General features: G+C 70.8%; 16 protein-coding genes and 1 pseudogene. 6 read left to right on the top strand and 11 right to left on the bottom strand.

Features of this window, described 5'->3' with window-relative positions; genetic code table 11:
• Positions 1-41 precede the first annotated feature (41 nt).
• From ACFV9D_RS25825 to ACFV9D_RS25815, 3 genes are all read right to left on the bottom strand, one after another.
• Positions 42-1118 carry an amidohydrolase family protein gene (locus tag ACFV9D_RS25825; RefSeq protein WP_385150754.1) on the bottom strand — a complete coding sequence of 359 codons (1077 nt, stop codon included), beginning with the start codon at positions 1116-1118 and terminating at the stop codon, positions 42-44.
• A 94-nt stretch (positions 1119-1212) separates the two neighbouring features.
• Positions 1213-1545 (bottom strand): hypothetical protein, encoded by a 333-nt coding sequence (locus ACFV9D_RS25820; protein WP_385150751.1) that lies wholly within the window; start codon positions 1543-1545, stop codon positions 1213-1215.
• A gap of 104 nt (positions 1546-1649) precedes the next feature.
• Entirely contained in the window at positions 1650-2597 is a 948-nt protein-coding gene (locus tag ACFV9D_RS25815; RefSeq protein WP_385150748.1) for a heme o synthase, read from the bottom strand.
• 316 nt (positions 2598-2913) lie between these two features.
• Between ACFV9D_RS25815 and tkt the strand changes: the two genes are divergently transcribed.
• From tkt to pgl, 5 genes are read left to right on the top strand one after another with little or no spacing between them, the layout of a single operon-like run.
• Positions 2914-5001, top strand: coding sequence for a transketolase (gene tkt, locus ACFV9D_RS25810; RefSeq protein WP_385150745.1), 2088 nt, complete (start codon positions 2914-2916; stop codon positions 4999-5001).
• Positions 5002-5033: 32 nt separating this feature from the next.
• Positions 5034-6152 carry a transaldolase gene (tal, locus tag ACFV9D_RS25805; RefSeq protein ID WP_385150742.1) on the top strand — a complete coding sequence of 373 codons (1119 nt, stop codon included), beginning with the start codon at positions 5034-5036 and terminating at the stop codon, positions 6150-6152.
• Between the two features lie 5 nt (positions 6153-6157).
• Positions 6158-7690 (top strand): glucose-6-phosphate dehydrogenase, encoded by a 1533-nt coding sequence (gene zwf, locus ACFV9D_RS25800; RefSeq protein ID WP_385150739.1) that lies wholly within the window; start codon positions 6158-6160, stop codon positions 7688-7690.
• Complete coding sequence (gene opcA / locus ACFV9D_RS25795; RefSeq protein ID WP_385150736.1) at positions 7687-8748, top strand: glucose-6-phosphate dehydrogenase assembly protein OpcA; 1062 nt, start codon at positions 7687-7689, stop codon at positions 8746-8748. The genes zwf and opcA overlap by 4 nt, the downstream gene beginning before the upstream one ends.
• The gene (gene pgl, locus ACFV9D_RS25790; protein WP_385150733.1) at positions 8745-9527 is read left to right on the top strand and encodes a 6-phosphogluconolactonase; all 783 of its coding nucleotides are present in this window, start codon (positions 8745-8747) and stop codon (positions 9525-9527) included. Before opcA ends, pgl begins: the two co-directional genes overlap by 4 nt.
• A gap of 22 nt (positions 9528-9549) precedes the next feature.
• Here pgl and ACFV9D_RS25785 read toward each other — a convergent pair whose 3' ends face one another.
• The 4 genes from ACFV9D_RS25785 to ACFV9D_RS25770 are packed head-to-tail and all read right to left on the bottom strand — an operon-like array spanning position 9550 to position 14572.
• Entirely contained in the window at positions 9550-11076 is a 1527-nt protein-coding gene (locus ACFV9D_RS25785; RefSeq protein ID WP_385150730.1) for a PH domain-containing protein, read from the bottom strand.
• Positions 11073-11585 (bottom strand): PH domain-containing protein, encoded by a 513-nt coding sequence (locus ACFV9D_RS25780; protein ID WP_385150727.1) that lies wholly within the window; start codon positions 11583-11585, stop codon positions 11073-11075. The genes ACFV9D_RS25785 and ACFV9D_RS25780 overlap by 4 nt, the downstream gene beginning before the upstream one ends.
• Before the next feature lie 9 nt (positions 11586-11594).
• Positions 11595-13298: a glucose-6-phosphate isomerase gene (gene pgi, locus ACFV9D_RS25775; RefSeq protein ID WP_385151059.1), complete on the bottom strand. Its 1704-nt coding sequence runs from the start codon at positions 13296-13298 to the stop codon at positions 11595-11597.
• Between the two features lie 56 nt (positions 13299-13354).
• Complete coding sequence (locus tag ACFV9D_RS25770) at positions 13355-14572, bottom strand: MFS transporter (protein ID WP_385150723.1); 1218 nt, start codon at positions 14570-14572, stop codon at positions 13355-13357.
• A gap of 157 nt (positions 14573-14729) precedes the next feature.
• Between ACFV9D_RS25770 and ACFV9D_RS25765 the strand changes: the two are divergent.
• Positions 14730-15383: pseudogene (locus ACFV9D_RS25765) on the top strand (MurR/RpiR family transcriptional regulator); the annotation flags it as partial.
• Positions 15384-15468: 85 nt separating this feature from the next.
• Here the strand turns inward: ACFV9D_RS25765 and ACFV9D_RS25760 are convergent.
• The 4 genes from ACFV9D_RS25760 to ACFV9D_RS25745 form a co-directional block, all read right to left on the bottom strand.
• A complete protein-coding gene (locus ACFV9D_RS25760) occupies positions 15469-15804 on the bottom strand; it encodes an RNA polymerase-binding protein RbpA (RefSeq protein WP_003976875.1) in 336 nt (111 codons plus the stop codon).
• A gap of 77 nt (positions 15805-15881) precedes the next feature.
• Positions 15882-16112: a preprotein translocase subunit SecG gene (gene secG, locus ACFV9D_RS25755; protein WP_137990086.1), complete on the bottom strand. Its 231-nt coding sequence runs from the start codon at positions 16110-16112 to the stop codon at positions 15882-15884.
• A 112-nt stretch (positions 16113-16224) separates the two neighbouring features.
• Positions 16225-16980: a triose-phosphate isomerase gene (gene tpiA, locus ACFV9D_RS25750; protein WP_385151056.1), complete on the bottom strand. Its 756-nt coding sequence runs from the start codon at positions 16978-16980 to the stop codon at positions 16225-16227.
• A gap of 30 nt (positions 16981-17010) precedes the next feature.
• On the bottom strand, positions 17011-18222 hold the full coding sequence (locus ACFV9D_RS25745) for a phosphoglycerate kinase (protein WP_385150720.1): 1212 nt from the start codon (positions 18220-18222) through the stop codon (positions 17011-17013).
• Positions 18223-18297 lie beyond the last annotated feature (75 nt).

Below are 18297 nucleotides of genomic sequence, written 5' to 3'. Positions count from 1 at the left end.
CCGCGCGATTTCCGAAATCGGGCACGCGCTCAGATGAGCTTTCAGCCGAGCTTGTAGACCCGCCGCGCATTGCCCGCCGCGATCATCGTCGCGACGCGCTGCGCGTCGGTGAGGGACCAGGCGCCGTCGCCCACCCATTCGCCAAGGACGCGGCCCAGCGCGCCGCGGAACACGCTCGCCGCGACGACGTGCAGCTCGGGCAGGGCGTGGGCGCCGCTCGAGAAGAGCAGCTTGCCGAAGGGGGCCAGCTCCAGGAGTTCGGCGAGGACGGCCGCGGCGCGCGCCCCGGTCCTGCCGAGGACGGAGCCCAGGTCGGCGTACACGTGCGGGAAGACACCGGTCAGCTGGGCCGTCTGGCGGTGGTACGGGTATCCGTGCAGCAGCACGAGGTCGGTGCCGAGGCCGCTCGTGGACGCCGCGAAGTCGGCGAGCCCGGCCGGGTCCTCGCTCCCCACATGCAGCTGGAGGGGCCGCCCGGAGGCGACGGCGATCCACAGCAGATGGCGCAGCAGGACGGGGTCGGTGAGCCGGCCGCCGACCGCGCGCCCGGCCAGCCAGCGGCCCGCGGCCCCGCGGACCTCTCCGGGTCCCGGAGGTTCGGGGGCGTACGCGAGACCCCGGGAGCCCGCCACGGAGGTGAAGGCGACGGCGGTCGCGGCGGCGCCGTGCACGGCCTCCGCGAGGTTGGCCAGCAGCCCCTCGACCGTCCCCGAGGTGTCCGCGACCTGCTCGGCGAGCGGCTCCAGACGGATGATCTCGTGGGCGTCGGCGGCGCCGGCCGCGGCGATCTCGGCGGGGCCGGTCAGGTCGCCGGGAAGTCCCGTGTCCACCAGAAAGGTGGAGATGCCGGAGGCGCGCAGCAGCCTGCGGCCGGACTCCAGGACGCCCAGCTCCCGGCGGCGGGCGAGATAGCGGGCCGGCGGGCAGTGCGGTTCCAGGCCCAGCAGCGGCGGGCACCAGCGGCGTACCGCGAAACCGGTCTGGGTGTCGAAGAAGGTCGTGCCGGGCGCGGGCGGACCGCCAGTCCTGCCGAGATGTGTCTCGAAGGTGCCGAGGCCGAGCTCCTTGCGGAGCACGCCGTGGCAGTACTGGTCCACCAGGCTCGGGGTCTCGATCATTCGGGGGGCTCCCTGCGTGGACGTGCTTCCACACGTCCTAACGGGTGAGCCCCACCCGAGGTTGTTGCCTGGGCCGTTACCCGAGGGGTGTCGCCTAGCTGTTCGACGGGCCGCCGAGCTGGATGCCGGCCATGCGGGTCCACTCGTACGGGCCGGTGACGACCTTGGCGGCGAACTCGCCGTCGAACTCGTCGTGGAGGGTCAGCCCGGCCTTCTCCGCGGCCAGCTGGGCGACGGAGTGCGAGGGGGCCACCAGGTCGCCCCAGCCGCCGTCCTCGCCGACGAGGACGATGCGGGTGCCCATCTCGCCGATGTAGGCGAGCTGCCCCTCGGCGCCGCCGTGCTTCTTGGAGAACGCCTGGATCTGCTTGGCGAGCTTGGCCGCCTTGCGCTCCGCCTTGGTGTCCGCCTGCTTGGTGTCTGCCATGACCACGATGCTACCGAGCGGTAGATCCACAGGCGACGGCCGGGGCGTGTGGGCTGTCCCACGCGCACCGGCCGTTGGTTCAGGACCTGGGGGTCGAGGCGTCGCTACCGCAGGAAGGGGTCGACGGCGACCGCCACGAAGAGCAGCGAGACATAGGTGATCGACCAGTGGAAGAGGCGCATCTCCTTGAGCTTCGCGCCGGTCGCGCCGTTCTTCGCGCGGTTCAGCAGCGCGTGCGCCTCCCAGAGCCACCAGCCGCCGGTGAGCAGCGCGACGGCCGTGTAGAACCAGCCGGTGTAGCCCAGCGGCGTCAGCAGCAGCGAGACGGCGACCATCACCCAGCTGTACGCGACGATCTGCTTGGCGACGACCTTGTTCGAGGCGAGGACCGGGAGCATGGGCACGCCCGCGCGCGCGTAGTCCTCCTTCACCTTCATCGACAGCGGCCAGTAGTGCGGCGGCGTCCAGAAGAAGATGACGAGGAAGAGGATGATCGCGGCCCACGACATCGAGTTGGTGACGGCCGACCAGCCGATGAGCACCGGCAGACAGCCGGCGATGCCGCCCCAGACGATGTTCTGGGAGGTGCGCCGCTTGAGGATCATCGTGTAGATCACGACGTAGAAGAGGAGCGCGCCGAGCGAGAGGGCGGCGGAGAGCCAGTTGACCAGGAGGCCGAACCAGACCGTGGAAACCACGGCGAGGGTGAGACCGAAGACGAGGCCCTCACGCGGTGTGAGGACTCCGGTGACCAGCGGGCGCTGCGAGGTGCGGTCCATCAGGGCGTCGATGTCGCGGTCGATGTACATGTTCAGCGCGTTCGCGCCGCCCGCCGACAGGTAGCCGCCGAAGCAGGTGGCGAGTACCAGCCACAGGTTCGGCACACCCTGCTCGGCGAGGAACATCACCGGGACGGTGGTGATGAGCAGAAGCTCGATGATCCGCGGCTTCGTCAGCGCCACGAATGCCTTGACGCGGGCCCCGAACGGCCGATGGCCCCCCGGGCTGGGAGTCAAGACGACCCCTGCGGGTCGGGACTCGACGGCCGTCACGCACACCCCTGACAGAGAATTTCCCAGCAAGCTCCCCGGTGAAGACGGGGTAAAGACTTGCGCGTACCACGCCACTGTAGACGTTGCCCATACGCCGATCTTCGCGGGGGTGGGGTCGTGTTGAGGGGGCTTGTCCCAAGGCGTGGACGGCACTCGGGAGGCGAACTGACAGAGTGACCGGCACTCTTGCCGTAACTGCTCATTTGAGGGGCATGCACTCGAAAAGATGGACGTGTTGTCGGGGGTAGGCTCGACACCGCCGGTACACCCTCAGTCACCGGCTACCAGTACATGTGGAGAGGAGCCCTGACTCAGGGTGAGCACTAAGCCGACCACCACAGACCTCGAGTGGACCGAATCGGATCAGCGGGCCGTGGACACCGCCCGCATCCTGGCCGCGGACGCCGTACAGAAGGTCGGCAACGGCCATCCTGGTACGGCCATGAGCCTGGCGCCCGCCGCGTACACCCTCTTCCAGAAGGTGATGCGGCACGACCCGGCCGACCCCGAGTGGGTCGGGCGCGACCGTTTCGTGCTCTCCGCCGGCCACTCGTCCCTCACGCTCTACACCCAGCTGTACCTGGGTGGCTTCGGGCTCGAGCTGGACGACCTGAAGGCGTTCCGCACCTGGGGCTCGAAGACCCCGGGTCACCCGGAGTACGGACACACCGCCGGCGTGGAGACGACGACCGGCCCGCTGGGCCAGGGTGTCGCCAACGCGGTGGGCATGGCGATGGCCGCCCGCTACGAGCGCGGTCTGTTCGACCCGGAGGCGGCCCCCGGCACCTCCCCGTTCGACCACAACATCTACGTGATCGCCGGTGACGGCTGCCTCCAGGAGGGCATCTCCGCCGAGGCGTCCTCGCTGGCCGGTCACCAGAAGCTCGGCAACCTGATCCTGCTGTGGGACGACAACCACATCTCGATCGAGGGCGACACCGAGACCGCCGTGTCCGAGGACACGATGAAGCGGTACGAGGCGTACGGCTGGCACGTCCAGCGCGTCGAGCCGCAGGCCAACGGCGACCTGGACCCGGCCGCCCTGTTCGCGGCGATCAAGGCCGCCGAGGCCGAGACCGAGCGTCCGTCGTTCATCGCGATGCGCTCGATCATCGCCTGGCCGGCCCCGAACGCCCAGAACACCGAGGCCGCGCACGGCTCGGCGCTGGGCGACGAGGAGATCGCGGCCACCAAGCGCGTCCTCGGCTTCGACCCGGAGCAGGCCTTCGAGGTCAGCGACGAGGTCATCGGCCACACCCGCGCCCTGGGCGACCGTGGCCGTGAGGCCCGCGCCGCGTGGGAGAAGTCCCTCGCCGAGTGGCGTACGGCCAACCCGGAGCGGGCCGCGGAGTTCGACCGCATCCAGGCGAACGAGCTGCCCGAGGGCTGGGAGTCGAAGCTCCCGGTGTTCGAGGCGGGCAAGGGCATCGCCACCCGCGCCGCGTCCGGCAAGGTCCTGCAGTCGCTCGGCGCGGTCATCCCCGAGCTGTGGGGCGGCTCGGCCGACCTCGCCGGCTCGAACAACACGACGATCGACAAGACCTCGTCGTTCCTGCCCGAGGGCAACCCGCTCCCGGAGGCCGACAAGTACGGCCGCACGATCCACTTCGGCATCCGCGAGCACTCCATGGCCGCGGAGATGAACGGCATCGCGCTGCACGGCAACACCCGTATCTACGGCGGCACCTTCCTGGTGTTCTCCGACTACATGCGCAACGCGGTCCGTCTGTCGGCCCTGATGCACCTGCCGGTGACGTACGTCTGGACCCACGACTCGATCGGTCTGGGCGAGGACGGTCCGACCCACCAGCCGGTGGAGCACCTGGCGTCGCTGCGCGCGATCCCCGGTCTGAACGTCGTCCGCCCGGCGGACGCCAACGAGACCTCCATCGCCTGGCGCGAGATCGTCAGGCGGCACACCCGCGAGTTCGGGAAGGGCGCCCCGCACGGTCTTGCCCTGACCCGTCAGGGTGTCCCGACGTACGACTGGAACGAGGACGCCGCCAGGGGTGGCTACGTTCTGGCCGACGCCGAGGGCGGCGACGCGCAGGTCGTGCTGATCGGCACGGGCTCCGAGGTGCACCTGGCCGTCGAGGCCCGCGAGCAGCTCCAGGCCGCCGGCGTCCCGACCCGTGTGGTCTCGATGCCGTCCGTCGAGTGGTTCGAGGAGCAGGACCAGGCGTACAAGGACTCCGTCCTGCCGCCGTCGGTGAAGGCGCGGGTCGCCGTCGAGGCCGGTATCGGTCTCACCTGGCACAAGTACGTCGGCGACGCCGGCCGGATCGTCTCGCTGGAGCACTTCGGTGCCTCGGCCGACGCGAAGGTCCTCTTCCGCGAGTTCGGCTTCACGCCGGAGGCCATCGCCGCCGCGGCCCGGGAATCTCTCGCCGCCGCCGCGCGCTGACGCCCATAGACACGACTTTTGGAGAACCTCTCATGACAGACGCTCTCAAGCGCCTCTCCGACGAAGGCGTCGCGATCTGGCTGGACGACCTCTCGCGTCAGCGGATCACGTCCGGCAACCTGGCCGAGCTGATCGACCAGCAGCACGTGGTCGGTGTCACCACCAACCCGTCCATCTTCCAGAAGGCGATCTCGGAGGGCCACGGTTACGACCAGCAGCTCGCCGACCTCGCCGCCCGCAAGGTCACCGTGGACGAGGCCATCCGCATGATCACGACGGCGGACGTGAGGGACGCCGCCGACATCCTGCGCCCGGTCTTCGACGCGACCGACGGCCAGGACGGCCGGGTCTCCATCGAGGTGGACCCCCGTCTGGCCCACAACACGGCGGCCACGATCGCCGAGGCCAAGCAGCTGGCCTGGCTGGTGGACCGTCCCAACACGCTCATCAAGATCCCGGCCACCAAGGCGGGTCTGCCGGCGATCACCGAGGTCATCGGCCTCGGCATCAGCGTCAACGTGACGCTGATCTTCTCGCTGGAGCGCTACCGCGCGGTCATGGACGCCTACCTGGCCGGTCTGGAGAAGGCCCGCGAGCGCGGCCTGGACATCTCCCTGATCCACTCCGTGGCCTCCTTCTTCGTCTCCCGCGTGGACTCGGAGATCGACAAGCGCCTGACCGCCATCGGCACGGACGAGGCCAAGGCCCTCAAGGGCAAGGCCGCCCTCGCCAACGCCCGCCTGGCGTACGAGGCGTACGAGGAGGTCTTCTCCTCCGACCGCTGGGCCGCCCTCGACAAGGCGCAGGCCAACAAGCAGCGTCCGCTGTGGGCCTCGACCGGCGTGAAGGACCCGGCGTACAAGGACACCCTGTACGTCGTCGACCTGGTCGCGCCCGGCACGGTCAACACCATGCCGGAGGCGACTCTGGAGGCCACCGCCGACCACGGCGAGGTCACCGGTGACACCGTGCGCGGTACGTACGAGCAGTCCCGCGCCGAACTGGACGCCGTCGAGAAGCTCGGCATCTCGTACGACGACGTGGTGCAGCTGCTCGAGGACGAGGGCGTCGAGAAGTTCGAGGCGTCCTGGAACGACCTGCTCAAGTCGACCGAGGCGGAGCTTGAGCGCCTCGCACCTTCGGAGGCGTAAGCACTTTGAGCGCAGTCCACGGAGCCAACCCGCTCCGTGACGCCGCAGACCGACGGCTCCCGCGTATCGCGGGGCCGTCGGGTCTGGTGATCTTCGGCGTCACGGGCGATTTGTCCCGTAAGAAGCTGATGCCTGCCGTCTACGACCTGGCCAACCGCGGCCTGCTGCCGCCGGGCTTCTCGCTCATCGGCTTCGCCCGCCGCGAGTGGCAGGACGAGGACTTCGCGCAGGAGGTCTACGAGGCCGTCAAGCAACACGCGCGCACACCGTTCCGCGAGGAGGTGTGGCAGCAGCTGATCCAGGGGATGCGCTTCGTCCAGGGCGACTTCGACGACGACGACGCCTTCGAGAAGCTGAAGTCCACCGTCGAGGAGCTGGACAAGGCGCAGGGCACCGGCGGCAACTTCGCCTTCTACCTGTCCGTGCCGCCGAAGTTCTTCCCGCTCGTCGTCCAGCAGCTGAAGAAGCACGGCCTGGCCGACCAGAAGAACGGCTCCTGGCGCCGGGCGGTCATCGAGAAGCCCTTCGGCCACGACCTGGTCTCCGCCAAGGAGCTCAACGAGGTCGTCCACGAGGTCTTCCCGCCCGAGGCGGTCTTCCGGATCGACCACTACCTGGGCAAGGAGACCGTCCAGAACATTCTGGCGCTCCGCTTCGCCAACACCCTCTTCGAGCCGATCTGGAACCGGTCGTACGTCGACCACGTGCAGATCACCATGGCCGAGGACATCGGCATCGGCGGCCGCGCCGGCTACTACGACGGCATCGGCGCCGCCCGTGACGTCATCCAGAACCACCTCCTCCAGCTGCTCGCGCTGACCGCGATGGAGGAGCCCGCCTCCTTCGACGCGGACGCGCTCGCGGCCGAGAAGACCAAGGTGCTCGGCGCGGTGAAGCTGCCGAAGGACCTGGGTGCCTCGACCGTGCGCGGCCAGTACGCGCCGGGATGGCAGGGCGGCGCGAAGGCCGTCGGCTATCTCCAGGAGGACGGGATCGACCCCAAGTCGAAGACCGACACCTTCGCGGCCATCAAGCTGGAGATCGACAACCGCCGCTGGGCGGGCGTCCCCTTCTATCTCCGTACCGGCAAGCGGCTCGGCCGCCGCGTCACCGAGATCGCGGTGGTCTTCCAGCGCGCCCCGCACTCCCCCTTCGACAAGACGGCGACGGAGGAGCTGGGCCAGAACGCCCTGGTCATCCGCGTCCAGCCGGACGAGGGCGTGACCATGCGGTTCGGCTCCAAGGTGCCGGGCACCTCGATGGAGGTCCGGGACGTGTCGATGGACTTCGCCTACGGCGAGTCCTTCACGGAGTCCAGCCCCGAGGCGTACGAGCGGCTCATCCTCGACGTCCTCCTCGGCGACTCGAACCTCTTCCCGCGCGTCGAGGAGGTCGAGCTGTCCTGGAAGATCCTCGACCCGATCGAGCAGTACTGGGACAAGCACGGCAAGCCCGCGCAGTACCAGTCCGGGACCTGGGGTCCGGTCGAGGCGGACGAAATGCTCGCACGAGACGGACGGAGCTGGCGCCGGCCATGAAGACCGACCTGACGGACACCACGTCCAGCAAGATCAACAAGGCGCTGGTGCTCGGGCGGCGGGCCATCGGCACGCCCGCCGTCGGCATGGTGCTCACCCTCGTCATCGTCACCGACGAGGAGAACGCCTACGACGCGCTCAAGGCGGCCAACGACGCGTCCCGCGAACACCCCTCGCGGACGCTGGTGGTCATCAAGCGGGTCTCACGCTCGCCGCGTGACCGCGCGAAGGCACGGCTCGACGCCGAGGTCCGCCTCGGCGCCGACGCCAGCACCGGGGAGACGGTCGTCCTCCGGCTGTACGGCGAGGTCGTCGACCACGCCCAGTCGGTGGTCCTTCCGCTGCTCCTGCCGGACGCTCCCGTCGTCGTCTGGTGGCCGGTCAACGCCCCGGCCGACCCGGCGAACGACCCGCTGGGCGCGCTCGCCCAGCGCCGGGTGACCGACACGTACGCCGCCGAGCAGCCGATCCACGAGCTGACCGGGCGCGCGGACAACTACACCCCGGGCGACACGGATCTGGCCTGGACCCGGATCACCCCGTGGCGTTCGATGCTCGCCGCCGCGCTCGACCAGGTCGAGTGCGAGGTCACCTCCGCCGAGGTGGAGGGCGAGGAGTTCAACCCGAGCGTGGAACTGCTGGCCATGTGGCTGGCGGACCGGCTGAAGATTCCGGTCCGGCGCGCCACGTCGGCGGGCCCCGGGCTCACGTCCGTACGGATGGAGTCCACCTGCGGGCCGATCGTGCTCGACCGGCCCGACGGTTCGCTGGCGACGCTCTCCATCCAGGGGCAGCCGGACCGTGCCGTGGCGCTCAAGCGCCGCGAGACGTCCGAGCTGATCGCGGAGGAGCTGCGCCGGCTCGACCCGGACGACACCTACGCCTCGGCGCTGCGGTTCGGGCTGGACCGGCTCGACGAGGAGGCGGCGGTGACGGCCCCTTCGGACCCGGCCCCGGCTGCCACCGAGGCCAAGGCGGCGCCCGCGGCCGCTTCGGCTTCGACCTCGGCTTCGGCTTCGGCGAAGAAGGCCCCGGCCAAGAAGGCGGCGGCCAAGTGAGCGCTCCGCAGCTCGTCGTCCACCGCGACAAGGAGCTGATGGCCCAGGCCGCGGCGGCCCGGCTGATCACGCGCATCGTGGACGCCCAGGCCGCCCGCGGCTCGGCGTCCGTGGTCCTCACGGGCGGCCGCAACGGCAACGGGCTGCTCGCGGCGCTCAGTTCGGCCCCCGCGCGGGACGCGATCGACTGGTCGCGGCTCGATCTGTGGTGGGGCGACGAGCGGTTCCTGCCCGACGGCGACCCGGAGCGCAACGTCACCCAGGCCCGCGAGGCGCTGCTCGACAGCGTCCCGCTGGACCCGGCACGGGTGCACGCCATGCCGGCCTCGGACGGTCCGTACGGCGGTGACGTCGAAGCCGCGGCCGCCGCCTACGCGGCCGAACTGGCCGCGGCCGCCGGTCCGGAGGACCATGCCTCGGTGCCGAGCTTCGACGTACTGATGCTGGGCGTCGGGCCCGACACCCACGTGGCCTCGCTGTTCCCGGAGCTTCCGGCGGTCCGCGAGACCGAGCGCACGGTGGTGGGCGTGCACGGCGCGCCCAAGCCGCCGCCGACCCGGGTCACGCTGACGCTGCCGGCGATCCGTGCCGCGCGCGAGGTCTGGCTGCTCGCGGCCGGCGAGGACAAGGCGAAGGCCGCGGCCATCGCCCTGTCGGGCGCGGGCGAGGTCCAGGCCCCGGCCGCGGGCGCCTACGGGCGCTCCCGCACCCTGTGGCTGCTCGACGCGGCGGCCGCCTCGGAGCTGCCTCGCAGCCTGTATCCGCCGGCTTCGGCCTGACGGGCGGTCACCCCGGCCCGGTTCACCTTACGGTGGACCGGGCCTGCCGCGTTTCCCCTACGGGTTCCAGGAAGGGGGCGAGCAGGTCGGGCACGGCTTCGGCGGCGAAGGCCAGGCCCTCGCTCTCCCCGGCGTCGTGGATGTCGTACGCGCCCGCGCCCGCCGCGGTCGTCGCGGTCAGGGTCAGCACGCCGGCTCGGCGCTGGAAGTACGACTGCTTGACGGTCCATCCGATGACCCCGCCCCGCTGGAGGGCGACGGTGCTCCGGCGGACGGTGCCGGAGCGGGCCACCAGATAGCCGCCGGAGATGCCGTGCCCGAGATTGCGGTAGGCGTCGAGCGCGAGCAGCACGGCGAGCGGGGTCAGCACGAGGGCGCAGGCGGCCGCTATGTACAGCAGGACCGGGGTGAGTACGGCTCCGAGGACGGCGAGGACCAGCACCGGGGCGAACGCGCCCGCGAGTGCCCAGCGCACGCGGCGGGCCCGGGCGGCGCGGGGGTGAACGGTGAGCGGGGCGCTCGTGGGCGCCTCGGCCTCGCGCAGGACCTGGGCGGCGACGCGGTCGGCGACCGGGCGCGGCGCGGGCGGCAGCAGCGTCTTGTGGTCGGTGTGCTCGCCCTCGTCCTGCTCGACGAGCCCCGTCGCCACGGCGTCGACGCGGGCGGCTCGGCACATCCGCACGCCCAGCGGCTCGACCAGTTCGACGCCGCGCAATCGGCGTTCCTCGATCGAGATCGAGCGGGCGGTGAGGAGTCCGCGGCGGACCCGCAGGGTGCCGCCGGGCTCGCGCTCCAGGCGGTAGTTCCCCCACATCTCGACCCAGAGACCCAGGGCGCCGACGGTGCCGACGAGGACGGCGAGCAGGACGAGGACGAGGATCATCGACGCGATCGAGGTGTCCTGGAAGCGGTCCCCTATCCAGTCGATGACCTCGTCCTGGGCTCCGAACCACTCGCTTACCTGCATCACGGCGCCCGCCGCCGCGCCGCCGAGGAGCGGGGCGACGAAGGAGACCGGGGCGTAGCGGATCCAGCGCGGGTCGAGCGCGGCCAGGGCACCGTCGTGGGTCGTGTCCCCGGCCGTGGCGGCGGTGTGGGCGAGCAGTTCGCGGCGGAGCCGTTCGCCCTCGGCCCGGCTGACCGGGTCGAGTTCGAGGGTGGACTCGCCGCCGCCGTTGTTCTCTCCGGTGCCGATGCGGACCTTGACCAGGCCGAGGACGCGCAGCAGCGGGTTGGCCGTCAGATCGACGGTGCGGATGCGTTCACGGGCGAGCGAGCGGCGCTTGACCAGGAGCAGTCCGGTGTGGAGTTCGGCGCGCTCGGCACCGATGCGGTAGCGGGTGCGGCGCCAGCGGACGTGGTCGGCGGCCGAGCCAGCGGCGATGAGGAGGGCGGCCCCGGCGAGGATCCAGCCGAGGGCCTGCCAGGCGGAGAGGGCGTTGGTCAGTCCGAGGAAGGTGGGCAGTGCGGCGCCGCCGGCGACACCCGCGAGGACCGCGGCGGTGACCAGGACCGTACGGCGGTCGAGGCGCCGCCACTCCTCGGTCATGTCGCGTCCCCGGAGGTGGCCTGGGTGATGGCGGTCAGCCGCTCGGCGAGGTCGGCGGCGATTTCGTGGTCGAGCCCCTCGATCCGGATCGCGCCCTTGGACGAGGCGGTGGTGACGGTCACGGTGGCCAGCTTGAAGGCCTGCTCGAGCGGGCCGCGTACGGTGTCGACGGTCTGGATCCGGGACATCGGCGCGATGCGCCACTCCTGCCAGAAGGCCCCGGTGCGGACGTAGACGGCGTCCTCGGTGACCTCCCAGCGGTGCACCGTGAACCACCAGTGGGGGAAGAACGCGGTGCAGGCCATGCCCAGGGCCGCCAGGATCGCCGCGGGCAACAGCAGCCAGAACCGGGCGGGCTCGATCAGGAGACCGAGCACCACCAGGACGACCACCGGCACGGCGGTCGTCAGCAGCCACTGCGTGCGCCACCAGCCGACGGCCCGTTCGTTCAGCGTGTTGCTCGGCGGCCTCAGCCCGACCTCGCCCGTCACCGCGCCCTCCCCCGTCATTTCGTCCTTCTACCTTCCGCGCAGCGAGCGGTAGGTGGCGACGAGCCCGGCGGTCGAGCCGTCGAGCTCGTCACCGCCCTCGCCCCGCGTCAGCACCGGCTCGATCTTCTTGGCGAGGACCTTGCCGAGCTCGACGCCCCACTGGTCGAAGGAGTCGATGTTCCAGATCGCGCCCTGGACGAACACCTTGTGCTCGTAGAGCGCGATGAGCTGTCCGAGGACGGAGGGCGTGAGCTCCTTGGCCAGGATCGTGGTCGTGGGGTGGTTGCCCTGGAAGGTCTTGTGCGGGACGAGCTCCTCGGCCACGCCCTCGGCCCGTACCTCTTCGGGCGTCTTGCCGAAGGCCAGCGCCTGGGTCTGGGCGAAGAAGTTGGCCATCAGCAGGTCGTGCTGGGCGACGAGACCCGGGAGCAGATCGGCGACGGGCTCGGCGAAGCCGATGAAGTCGGCGGGGATGACCTTGGTGCCCTGGTGGATCAACTGGTAGTACGCGTGCTGCCCGTTGGTGCCGGGCGTGCCCCAGACGACCGGTCCGGTCTGCCAGTCGACGGGGTTGCCGTCCCGGTCGACGGACTTGCCGTTGGACTCCATGTCGAGCTGCTGGAGGTAGGCGGTGAACTTCGACAGGTAGTGCGAGTACGGCAGGACGGCGTGCGACTGGGCGTCGAAGAACGCGCCGTACCAGACACCGAGGAGACCGAGCAGCAGCGGCGCGTTCTCCTCGGCCGGGGCGGTGCGGAAGTGCTCGTCGACGAGGTGGAAGCCGTCGAGCATCTCGCGGAAGCGGTCCGGGCCGATGGCGATCATCAGGGAGAGGCCGATGGCGGAGTCGTAGGAGTAGCGTCCGCCGACCCAGTCCCAGAACTCGAACATGTTGGCCGTGTCGATGCCGAAGTCCTCGACCTTCTCGGCGTTGGTCGACAGGGCCACGAAGTGCCGGGCGACGGCCTCCTGGTCGGCCCGCAGGCCGGTGAGGAGCCAGTCGCGGGCGGAGGTGGCGTTGGTGATCGTCTCGATGGTGGTGAAGGTCTTCGAGGCGACGATGAAGAGCGTCTCGGCCGGGTCGAGGTCGCGGACGGCCTCGTGGAGGTCGGCGCCGTCGACGTTGGAGACGAAACGGAACGTCAGATCCCGCTGGGTGTAGGAGCGCAGGACCTCGTAGGCCATGGCGGGTCCGAGGTCGGAGCCGCCGATGCCGATGTTGACGATGTTCTTGATCGGCTTGCCGGTGTGGCCGGTCCACTCGCCGGCGCGGACCTTGTCCGCGAAGGCGGCCATCTTGTCGAGCACGGCGTGGACGCCCGGGACGACGTTCTCGCCGTCGACCTCGACGACGGCCTCGCGCGGGGCGCGCAGTGCGGTGTGCAGGACCGCGCGGTCCTCGGTGGTGTTGATCTTCTCGCCGCGGAACATGGCGTCGCGCAGCTCGGCCACACCGGTCGCCGCGGCCAGCTCGCGCAGCAGCGCCAGCGTCTCGTCGGTCACCAGGTGCTTGGAGTAGTCCAGATACAGGTCGCCGACCCGCAGCGCGTACGCGGTGCCACGCCCCGGATCGGCGGCGAACAGCTCGCGCAGGTGCGTGTCGCCCACCTGCTCACGGTGCTTCCCGAGGGCGGCCCACTCCGGCATCCGGTTGAGCCTCGTACGCCCATCCCGTCGCCCACCGCCACCCTTCTGCGGAGCGCTTCGCGCACTGCCTTGATTTGCATTCATCTCGGACATCGCCTACTTCTTCTCTTCCTGCCTGCTTGCCCCGCTGCCACTCCAACCTAATTGATCAGCGGGGCCAAGGACGCAACGGCGAGCGCGAACAGCGCCGCCGCCAGCAGGGCGGGTGTGTTCAGTCCCCAGGCGGCGGCCACCGCGCCGCCGAGCAGCGCGCCCAGCGGGGCGCCGCCGACGGCGAGGGTGCGGAAGGCGGCACTGATGCGGCCGAGCATCCCCTCGGGGCTGCGCTCCTGCATCAGCGTCACCTGGTTCACGTTCCACACCGTTCCCATGAGGCCGAACACCGCCATGGCCCCGATCGTTACCCCGAGCCCGTGGACGGCTCCCATCACGGCCAGGCAACCCGTCTGAACGGTCCCGGCGAGAAGAATCCCGCGTATCCGACCGGTCCTTCGCGAGATCCGTACGGCGAGGAGACCACCCGCGACGCTGCCCGCCGCGTACGCGGTGACGGCGGCGGCGTATCCCCCGTCGCCGGCGTCGAGCCAGCCGGTGACGTGGAGGACGAGGGTGGCGATCAGCGCCCCCATACCGATGTTGCACAGGGTCGTGGCGGTGCAGAGCCACCGCAGGAACCGGTCCTGCCACAGGGCGGCTAGCCCTTCGGCCATGTCGCCGCGGAGGGTGGCACCGGCCTTGCGGGGCGGCCGCTCGGGCGCGTCGATCCGCAGCGAGGCGACGAGCAGCGCGGCCAGGACGTAGCTGGCCGCGTCGGCGGCGTACGGGACGGCGGCTCCGGCGAGGAGCAGGGCGGGGACGAGGGGTGCGGCCAGAAGGCCGCCTGCGAGCTGCTGACCGGTCATCAGCCGGGCGTTGGCCCCGGCAAGGGTGTCGGCGGGGACCAGGGAGGGCAGCAGGGCGGTGGCCGCGTTGTCGAAGAGGGTCTGCAGGGTGGTGAGGGCGAAGGCGAGGACGAGCAGCAGGGCGAGCGAGGCGTGGCCGAGCGCGACGGCGAAGGCGAAGGCGGCCATCAGCCCGCCGCGCACCAGGTCGACGGCCCACATGGCGCGCCGCTGGTCGACCCGGTCGGCGACCGCGCCGCCGAGCAGCCCGAACAACAGCCACGGCAGATAGCCGCAGGCGGTCACGGAGGCGATGAGCAACGGGTCGTCGGTGAGGGAGGCGGCGAGCAGGGGCATGGCGGCCGCGCGCAGGGAGTCACCGAACTTGGACACGACGGCCGCCGTCCACAGCCGGCCGTACCCGCCCCGCCAGGCGGGCGCCGACCGGGTGCCCACCGTCTCCTGCGCCGTAGTCATGAACCCCTCCCCCTGACCGCGATCTTTCCCGTACGACGTTAGGGGGCGCCACTGACAGTCAGTGCCCACCGCGGTGCAACCGCCCTTCGTAGCGGGCCTCCAGGACCGCATTGCGCTCGTGGCAGCCGAGCACGTTGCCCGGACCCCCCGTCCCCTCACCGGTACGTCCCAGGCCACCGTGACCCGCTTCTGCCGGGCCCTCGGCCTCGACTCGTACCAGCAGCTGCTGCTGGCCCTCGCCCAGGAGCAAGGCGAGAACACACGGTCGCCCAAGCCGATGCCCAGGCCCTGCGCCGGACCGCCGAGCACCTGGACCTCGACGCGCTCGAGCGAGCCGCGCAGACCCTCGCCAAGGCCCGCCGCATCGACGTGTACGGCGTCGGCGCCTCCGGCGTGGTGGCCCTGGAGACCGAGGCGCGGCTCTTCAGCATCGGCTGCGACGCCCGCGGCTGGACCGAGGTGCACGCCGCGGAGACCTCGGCGGCCCTCCTGACGCCCGCCGACGCGGTCGTGGCGCTCTCGCACTCCGGGGCGACCCGCGAGGTCCTCGGCCCCCTGCGACTGGCGACCGAGCGGGGCGCGCGTACGGTCGCGGTGACGGGCGATCCCCACTCCCCCGTCGCCCGCGCCGCCACGATCCGGCTTGACCTCGACCTCGGCGGAGACCAGCTTCCGGCGCGGCGGTTTCGGGACCCGGCACTCGGTGCTGCTGATCCTTGACTGCCTCTACGCGCGCGTGGCGCAGCTGACGTACGCGCGGGCCACCGCGGCGATGGCCCTCACCGCCCATACCGCCGACAACCACCGCTGACGCTCCGGCCGGTCGATACGCGAACGGGCCCTGCCCGCGAATCGTTTCGCGGGCAGGGCCCGTTCGTCACACCGTCACACCACGCTCAGATCTCGCCGCGCAGTTTGGCGAGCGCCTCGGCGAGGATCGCCTCGCCGTCCGCGTCGCTGCGCCGCTCGCGTACGTACGCGAGGTGCGTCTTGTACGGCTCGGTGCGCGGCGGGTCCGGCGGGTTGTCCCGGTCCTGACCGGCCGGGAAGCCGCAGCGCGGGCAGTCCCACGTCTCCGGAACCTGTGCGTCACTGGCGAAGCTCGGCTGCGTCTCGTGCCCGTTCGAGCACCAGAAGGAGATGCGGAGGCGCGGTGCCGACTCGCCCCGCTCGGCCTCCCCCATCGGCCCCGCTCCGACCCGGCTTCCCCGGATCGCGTTGCCACTTGCCACGGTCGTAACTCCCTGCGTGATGGTGCTCGAAGATGCCCCAGTCTACGTAAGGCCCAACGCGCGTCCAGTGATTGGAGTTACACGTCCAACTTCATCAGAAGCGCAAGTACGACAATGCACGCGAACCACAGCAGGCCGACCACGACGGTGATGCGGTCCAGGTTGCGCTCGGCAACCGAGGAGCCACCGACGGACGACTGCATACCGCCACCGAACATGTCGGAGAGGCCGCCGCCCTTCCCCTTGTGCATCAGCACCAGCAGCATCAGCAGCGCGCTGAAGACGATCAGGGCGATCGAGAACCCCATAACCACGGCTGGACCAACTTCCTCGGACTGAAACGGACGGGGGTCGGGCAGGTCCTGCCCGACCCCCGCAAGGGTACGACGGATCGTCGCTACCGCCTACTCGCTGCTCACATCACTGGTCGCGGAAGCGGACGATCTTGACGAACTCGTCGGAGTCCAGCGCCGCGCCGCCGATCAGGGCACCGTCGACATCGGGCTGCGCCATGATCGCGGCCACGTTGCCGGCCTTGACCGAGCCGCCGTACTGGATGCGGACCTTGTCGGCCAGCTCCTGGGAGTAGAGCTCCGCGAGACGGCCGCGGATGGCCCCGCAGACCTCCTGCGCGTCCTCGGGCGTGGCGACCTCGCCGGTGCCGATGGCCCACACCGGCTCGTAGGCGATCACGATGGACTCGGCCTGCTCGGCCGGGAGGTCCTTCAGTCCACCGTCGAGCTGCGCGAGGGTGTACGCGACCTGGTTGCCCGCCTTGCGGATGTCCAGGCCCTCGCCGACGCAGAGGATCGGGGTCAGACCGTGCTTGTACGCGGCCTTCACCTTGGCGTTGCAGATCTCGTCCGTCTCGGCGTGGTACTGCCGGCGCTCGGAGTGGCCCACGGCGACGTAGGTGCACTTCAGCTTGGCCAGCATCGCGCCCGAGATCTCGCCGGTGTAGGCACCGGAGTCCTGCGCCGAGACGTCCTGGGCGCCGTACTTGATCTTGAGCTTGTCGCCGTCGACCAGGGTCTGGACGGACCGCAGGTCCGTGAAGGGCGGCAGGACCGCTACCTCGACGGCGTCGTAGTCCTTGTCGGTCAGCGCGAAGGCGAGCTTCTGGACGTGGGCGATGGCCTCGAGGTGGTTGAGGTTCATCTTCCAGTTGCCCGCCATCAGCGGGGTGCGGGTGCTGCTCACAGGTGTTCAGTCCTCCAGTGCGGCGAGGCCGGGGAGCGTCTTGCCCTCGAGGTACTCGAGGGAGGCGCCGCCGCCGGTCGAAATGTGGCCGAAGGCATTCTCGTCGAAGCCCAGCGTGCGCACGGCCGCGGCCGAGTCGCCACCGCCGACGACGGTGAAGGCGCTGCTGTCGAGGAGGGCCTGCGCGATGGCGCGGGTGCCGCCGGCGTAGTCGGGGTGCTCGAAGACGCCCACCGGGCCGTTCCAGAAGACGGTCTCGGCGTCGGCGATCTTCGAGGCGTACAGCTCGCGGGTCCTCGGACCGATGTCGAGGCCCTCCTTGTCGGAGGGGATCGCGTCGGCGTCGACCGTGACGAACTCGGCGGGCGTCTTGCCCTTGAGGTCCGGGAACTCGGCCGAGGCGAGGATGTCGACGGGGAGCACGAGCTCGACGCCGGTCTCCTCGGCGCGCTTCATGTACTCGGTCACCTTCGGGATCTGGTCCTCCTGGAGGAGGGAGATGCCGACCTCGTAGCCCTTGGCCTTGAGGAAGGTGTAGGCCATGCCGCCGCCGATGAGAAGGCGGTCGGCCTTGCCGAGCAGCTCGTCGATGACGGCGAGCTTGTCGGAGACCTTGGCGCCGCCGAGCACGACCACGTAGGGGCGCTTGACGTCGGCGGTCAGCTTCCGCAGGACGCTGACCTCCTTGGCGATGAGGTAGCCGGCGGCGTGCGGCAGCCGGGCCGGGAGGTCGAAGACCGAGGCGTGCTTGCGGTGCACGGCACCGAAGCCGTCGCTGACGTACACGTCGGCGAGCTCGGCGAGGCGGTCGGCGAAGGCGCCGCGCTCGGCGTCGTCCTTGGAGGTCTCGCCGGCGTTGAAGCGCAGGTTCTCGATGACGGCCACCTGGCCGTCGGCGAGGCCCGCGACGGTCGCCTTCGCGGACTCGCCGACCGTGTCGGTCGCGAACGCCACGTCGGTTCCGAGGAGTTCACCCAGGCGCGCGGCAGCCGGCGCGAGGGAGAACGCCGCGTCCGGGGCACCCTTGGGGCGGCCCAGGTGCGAGGCGACCACGACCCGGGCGCCGGCCAGGGCGAGCGCCTTGACCGTGGGGAGGACGGCGCGGATGCGGCCGTCGTCGGTGATGGTGGTGCCGTCCAGCGGCACGTTGAGGTCGGCGCGGACGAATACGCGCTTGCCGGCGACGCCTTCGGCGAGAAGCTCGTCGATGGTCTTCATCTTCTACTGACTCCTTGGTACGCGGTGAAGCACACGAGACAGGGCTCGTACAGCGCATCATCGCGCTGTCCGAGC

It is taken from the genome of Streptomyces sp. NPDC059875 (assembly GCF_042731085.1).
Lineage (GTDB): Bacteria > Actinomycetota > Actinomycetes > Streptomycetales > Streptomycetaceae > Streptomyces.
Note: the sequence above shows the minus strand (reverse complement) of the source record. Positions and strands in the feature narration are given on the sequence as shown.

Bases quoted from the DNA above. Each gene is read 5' to 3' on its own strand.
- opcA (WP_385150736.1), top strand. From the start codon at position 7,687: ATGAAGACCGACCTGACGGACACCACGTCCAGCAAGATCAACAAGGCG.
- ACFV9D_RS25770 (WP_385150723.1), bottom strand. From the start codon at position 14,572: ATGACTACGGCGCAGGAGACGGTGGGCACCCGGTCGGCGCCCGCCTGG.
- ACFV9D_RS25785 (WP_385150730.1), bottom strand. From the start codon at position 11,076: ATGACCGAGGAGTGGCGGCGCCTCGACCGCCGTACGGTCCTGGTCACC.
- ACFV9D_RS25825 (WP_385150754.1), bottom strand. From the start codon at position 1,118: ATGATCGAGACCCCGAGCCTGGTGGACCAGTACTGCCACGGCGTGCTC.
- ACFV9D_RS25745 (WP_385150720.1), bottom strand. From the start codon at position 18,222: ATGAAGACCATCGACGAGCTTCTCGCCGAAGGCGTCGCCGGCAAGCGC.
- tpiA (WP_385151056.1), bottom strand. From the start codon at position 16,980: ATGGCGGGCAACTGGAAGATGAACCTCAACCACCTCGAGGCCATCGCC.
- secG (WP_137990086.1), bottom strand. From the start codon at position 16,112: ATGGGGTTCTCGATCGCCCTGATCGTCTTCAGCGCGCTGCTGATGCTG.
- tal (WP_385150742.1), top strand. From the start codon at position 5,034: ATGACAGACGCTCTCAAGCGCCTCTCCGACGAAGGCGTCGCGATCTGG.
- pgi (WP_385151059.1), bottom strand. From the start codon at position 13,298: ATGAATGCAAATCAAGGCAGTGCGCGAAGCGCTCCGCAGAAGGGTGGC.
- ACFV9D_RS25780 (WP_385150727.1), bottom strand. From the start codon at position 11,585: ATGACGGGGGAGGGCGCGGTGACGGGCGAGGTCGGGCTGAGGCCGCCG.
- ACFV9D_RS25820 (WP_385150751.1), bottom strand. From the start codon at position 1,545: ATGGCAGACACCAAGCAGGCGGACACCAAGGCGGAGCGCAAGGCGGCC.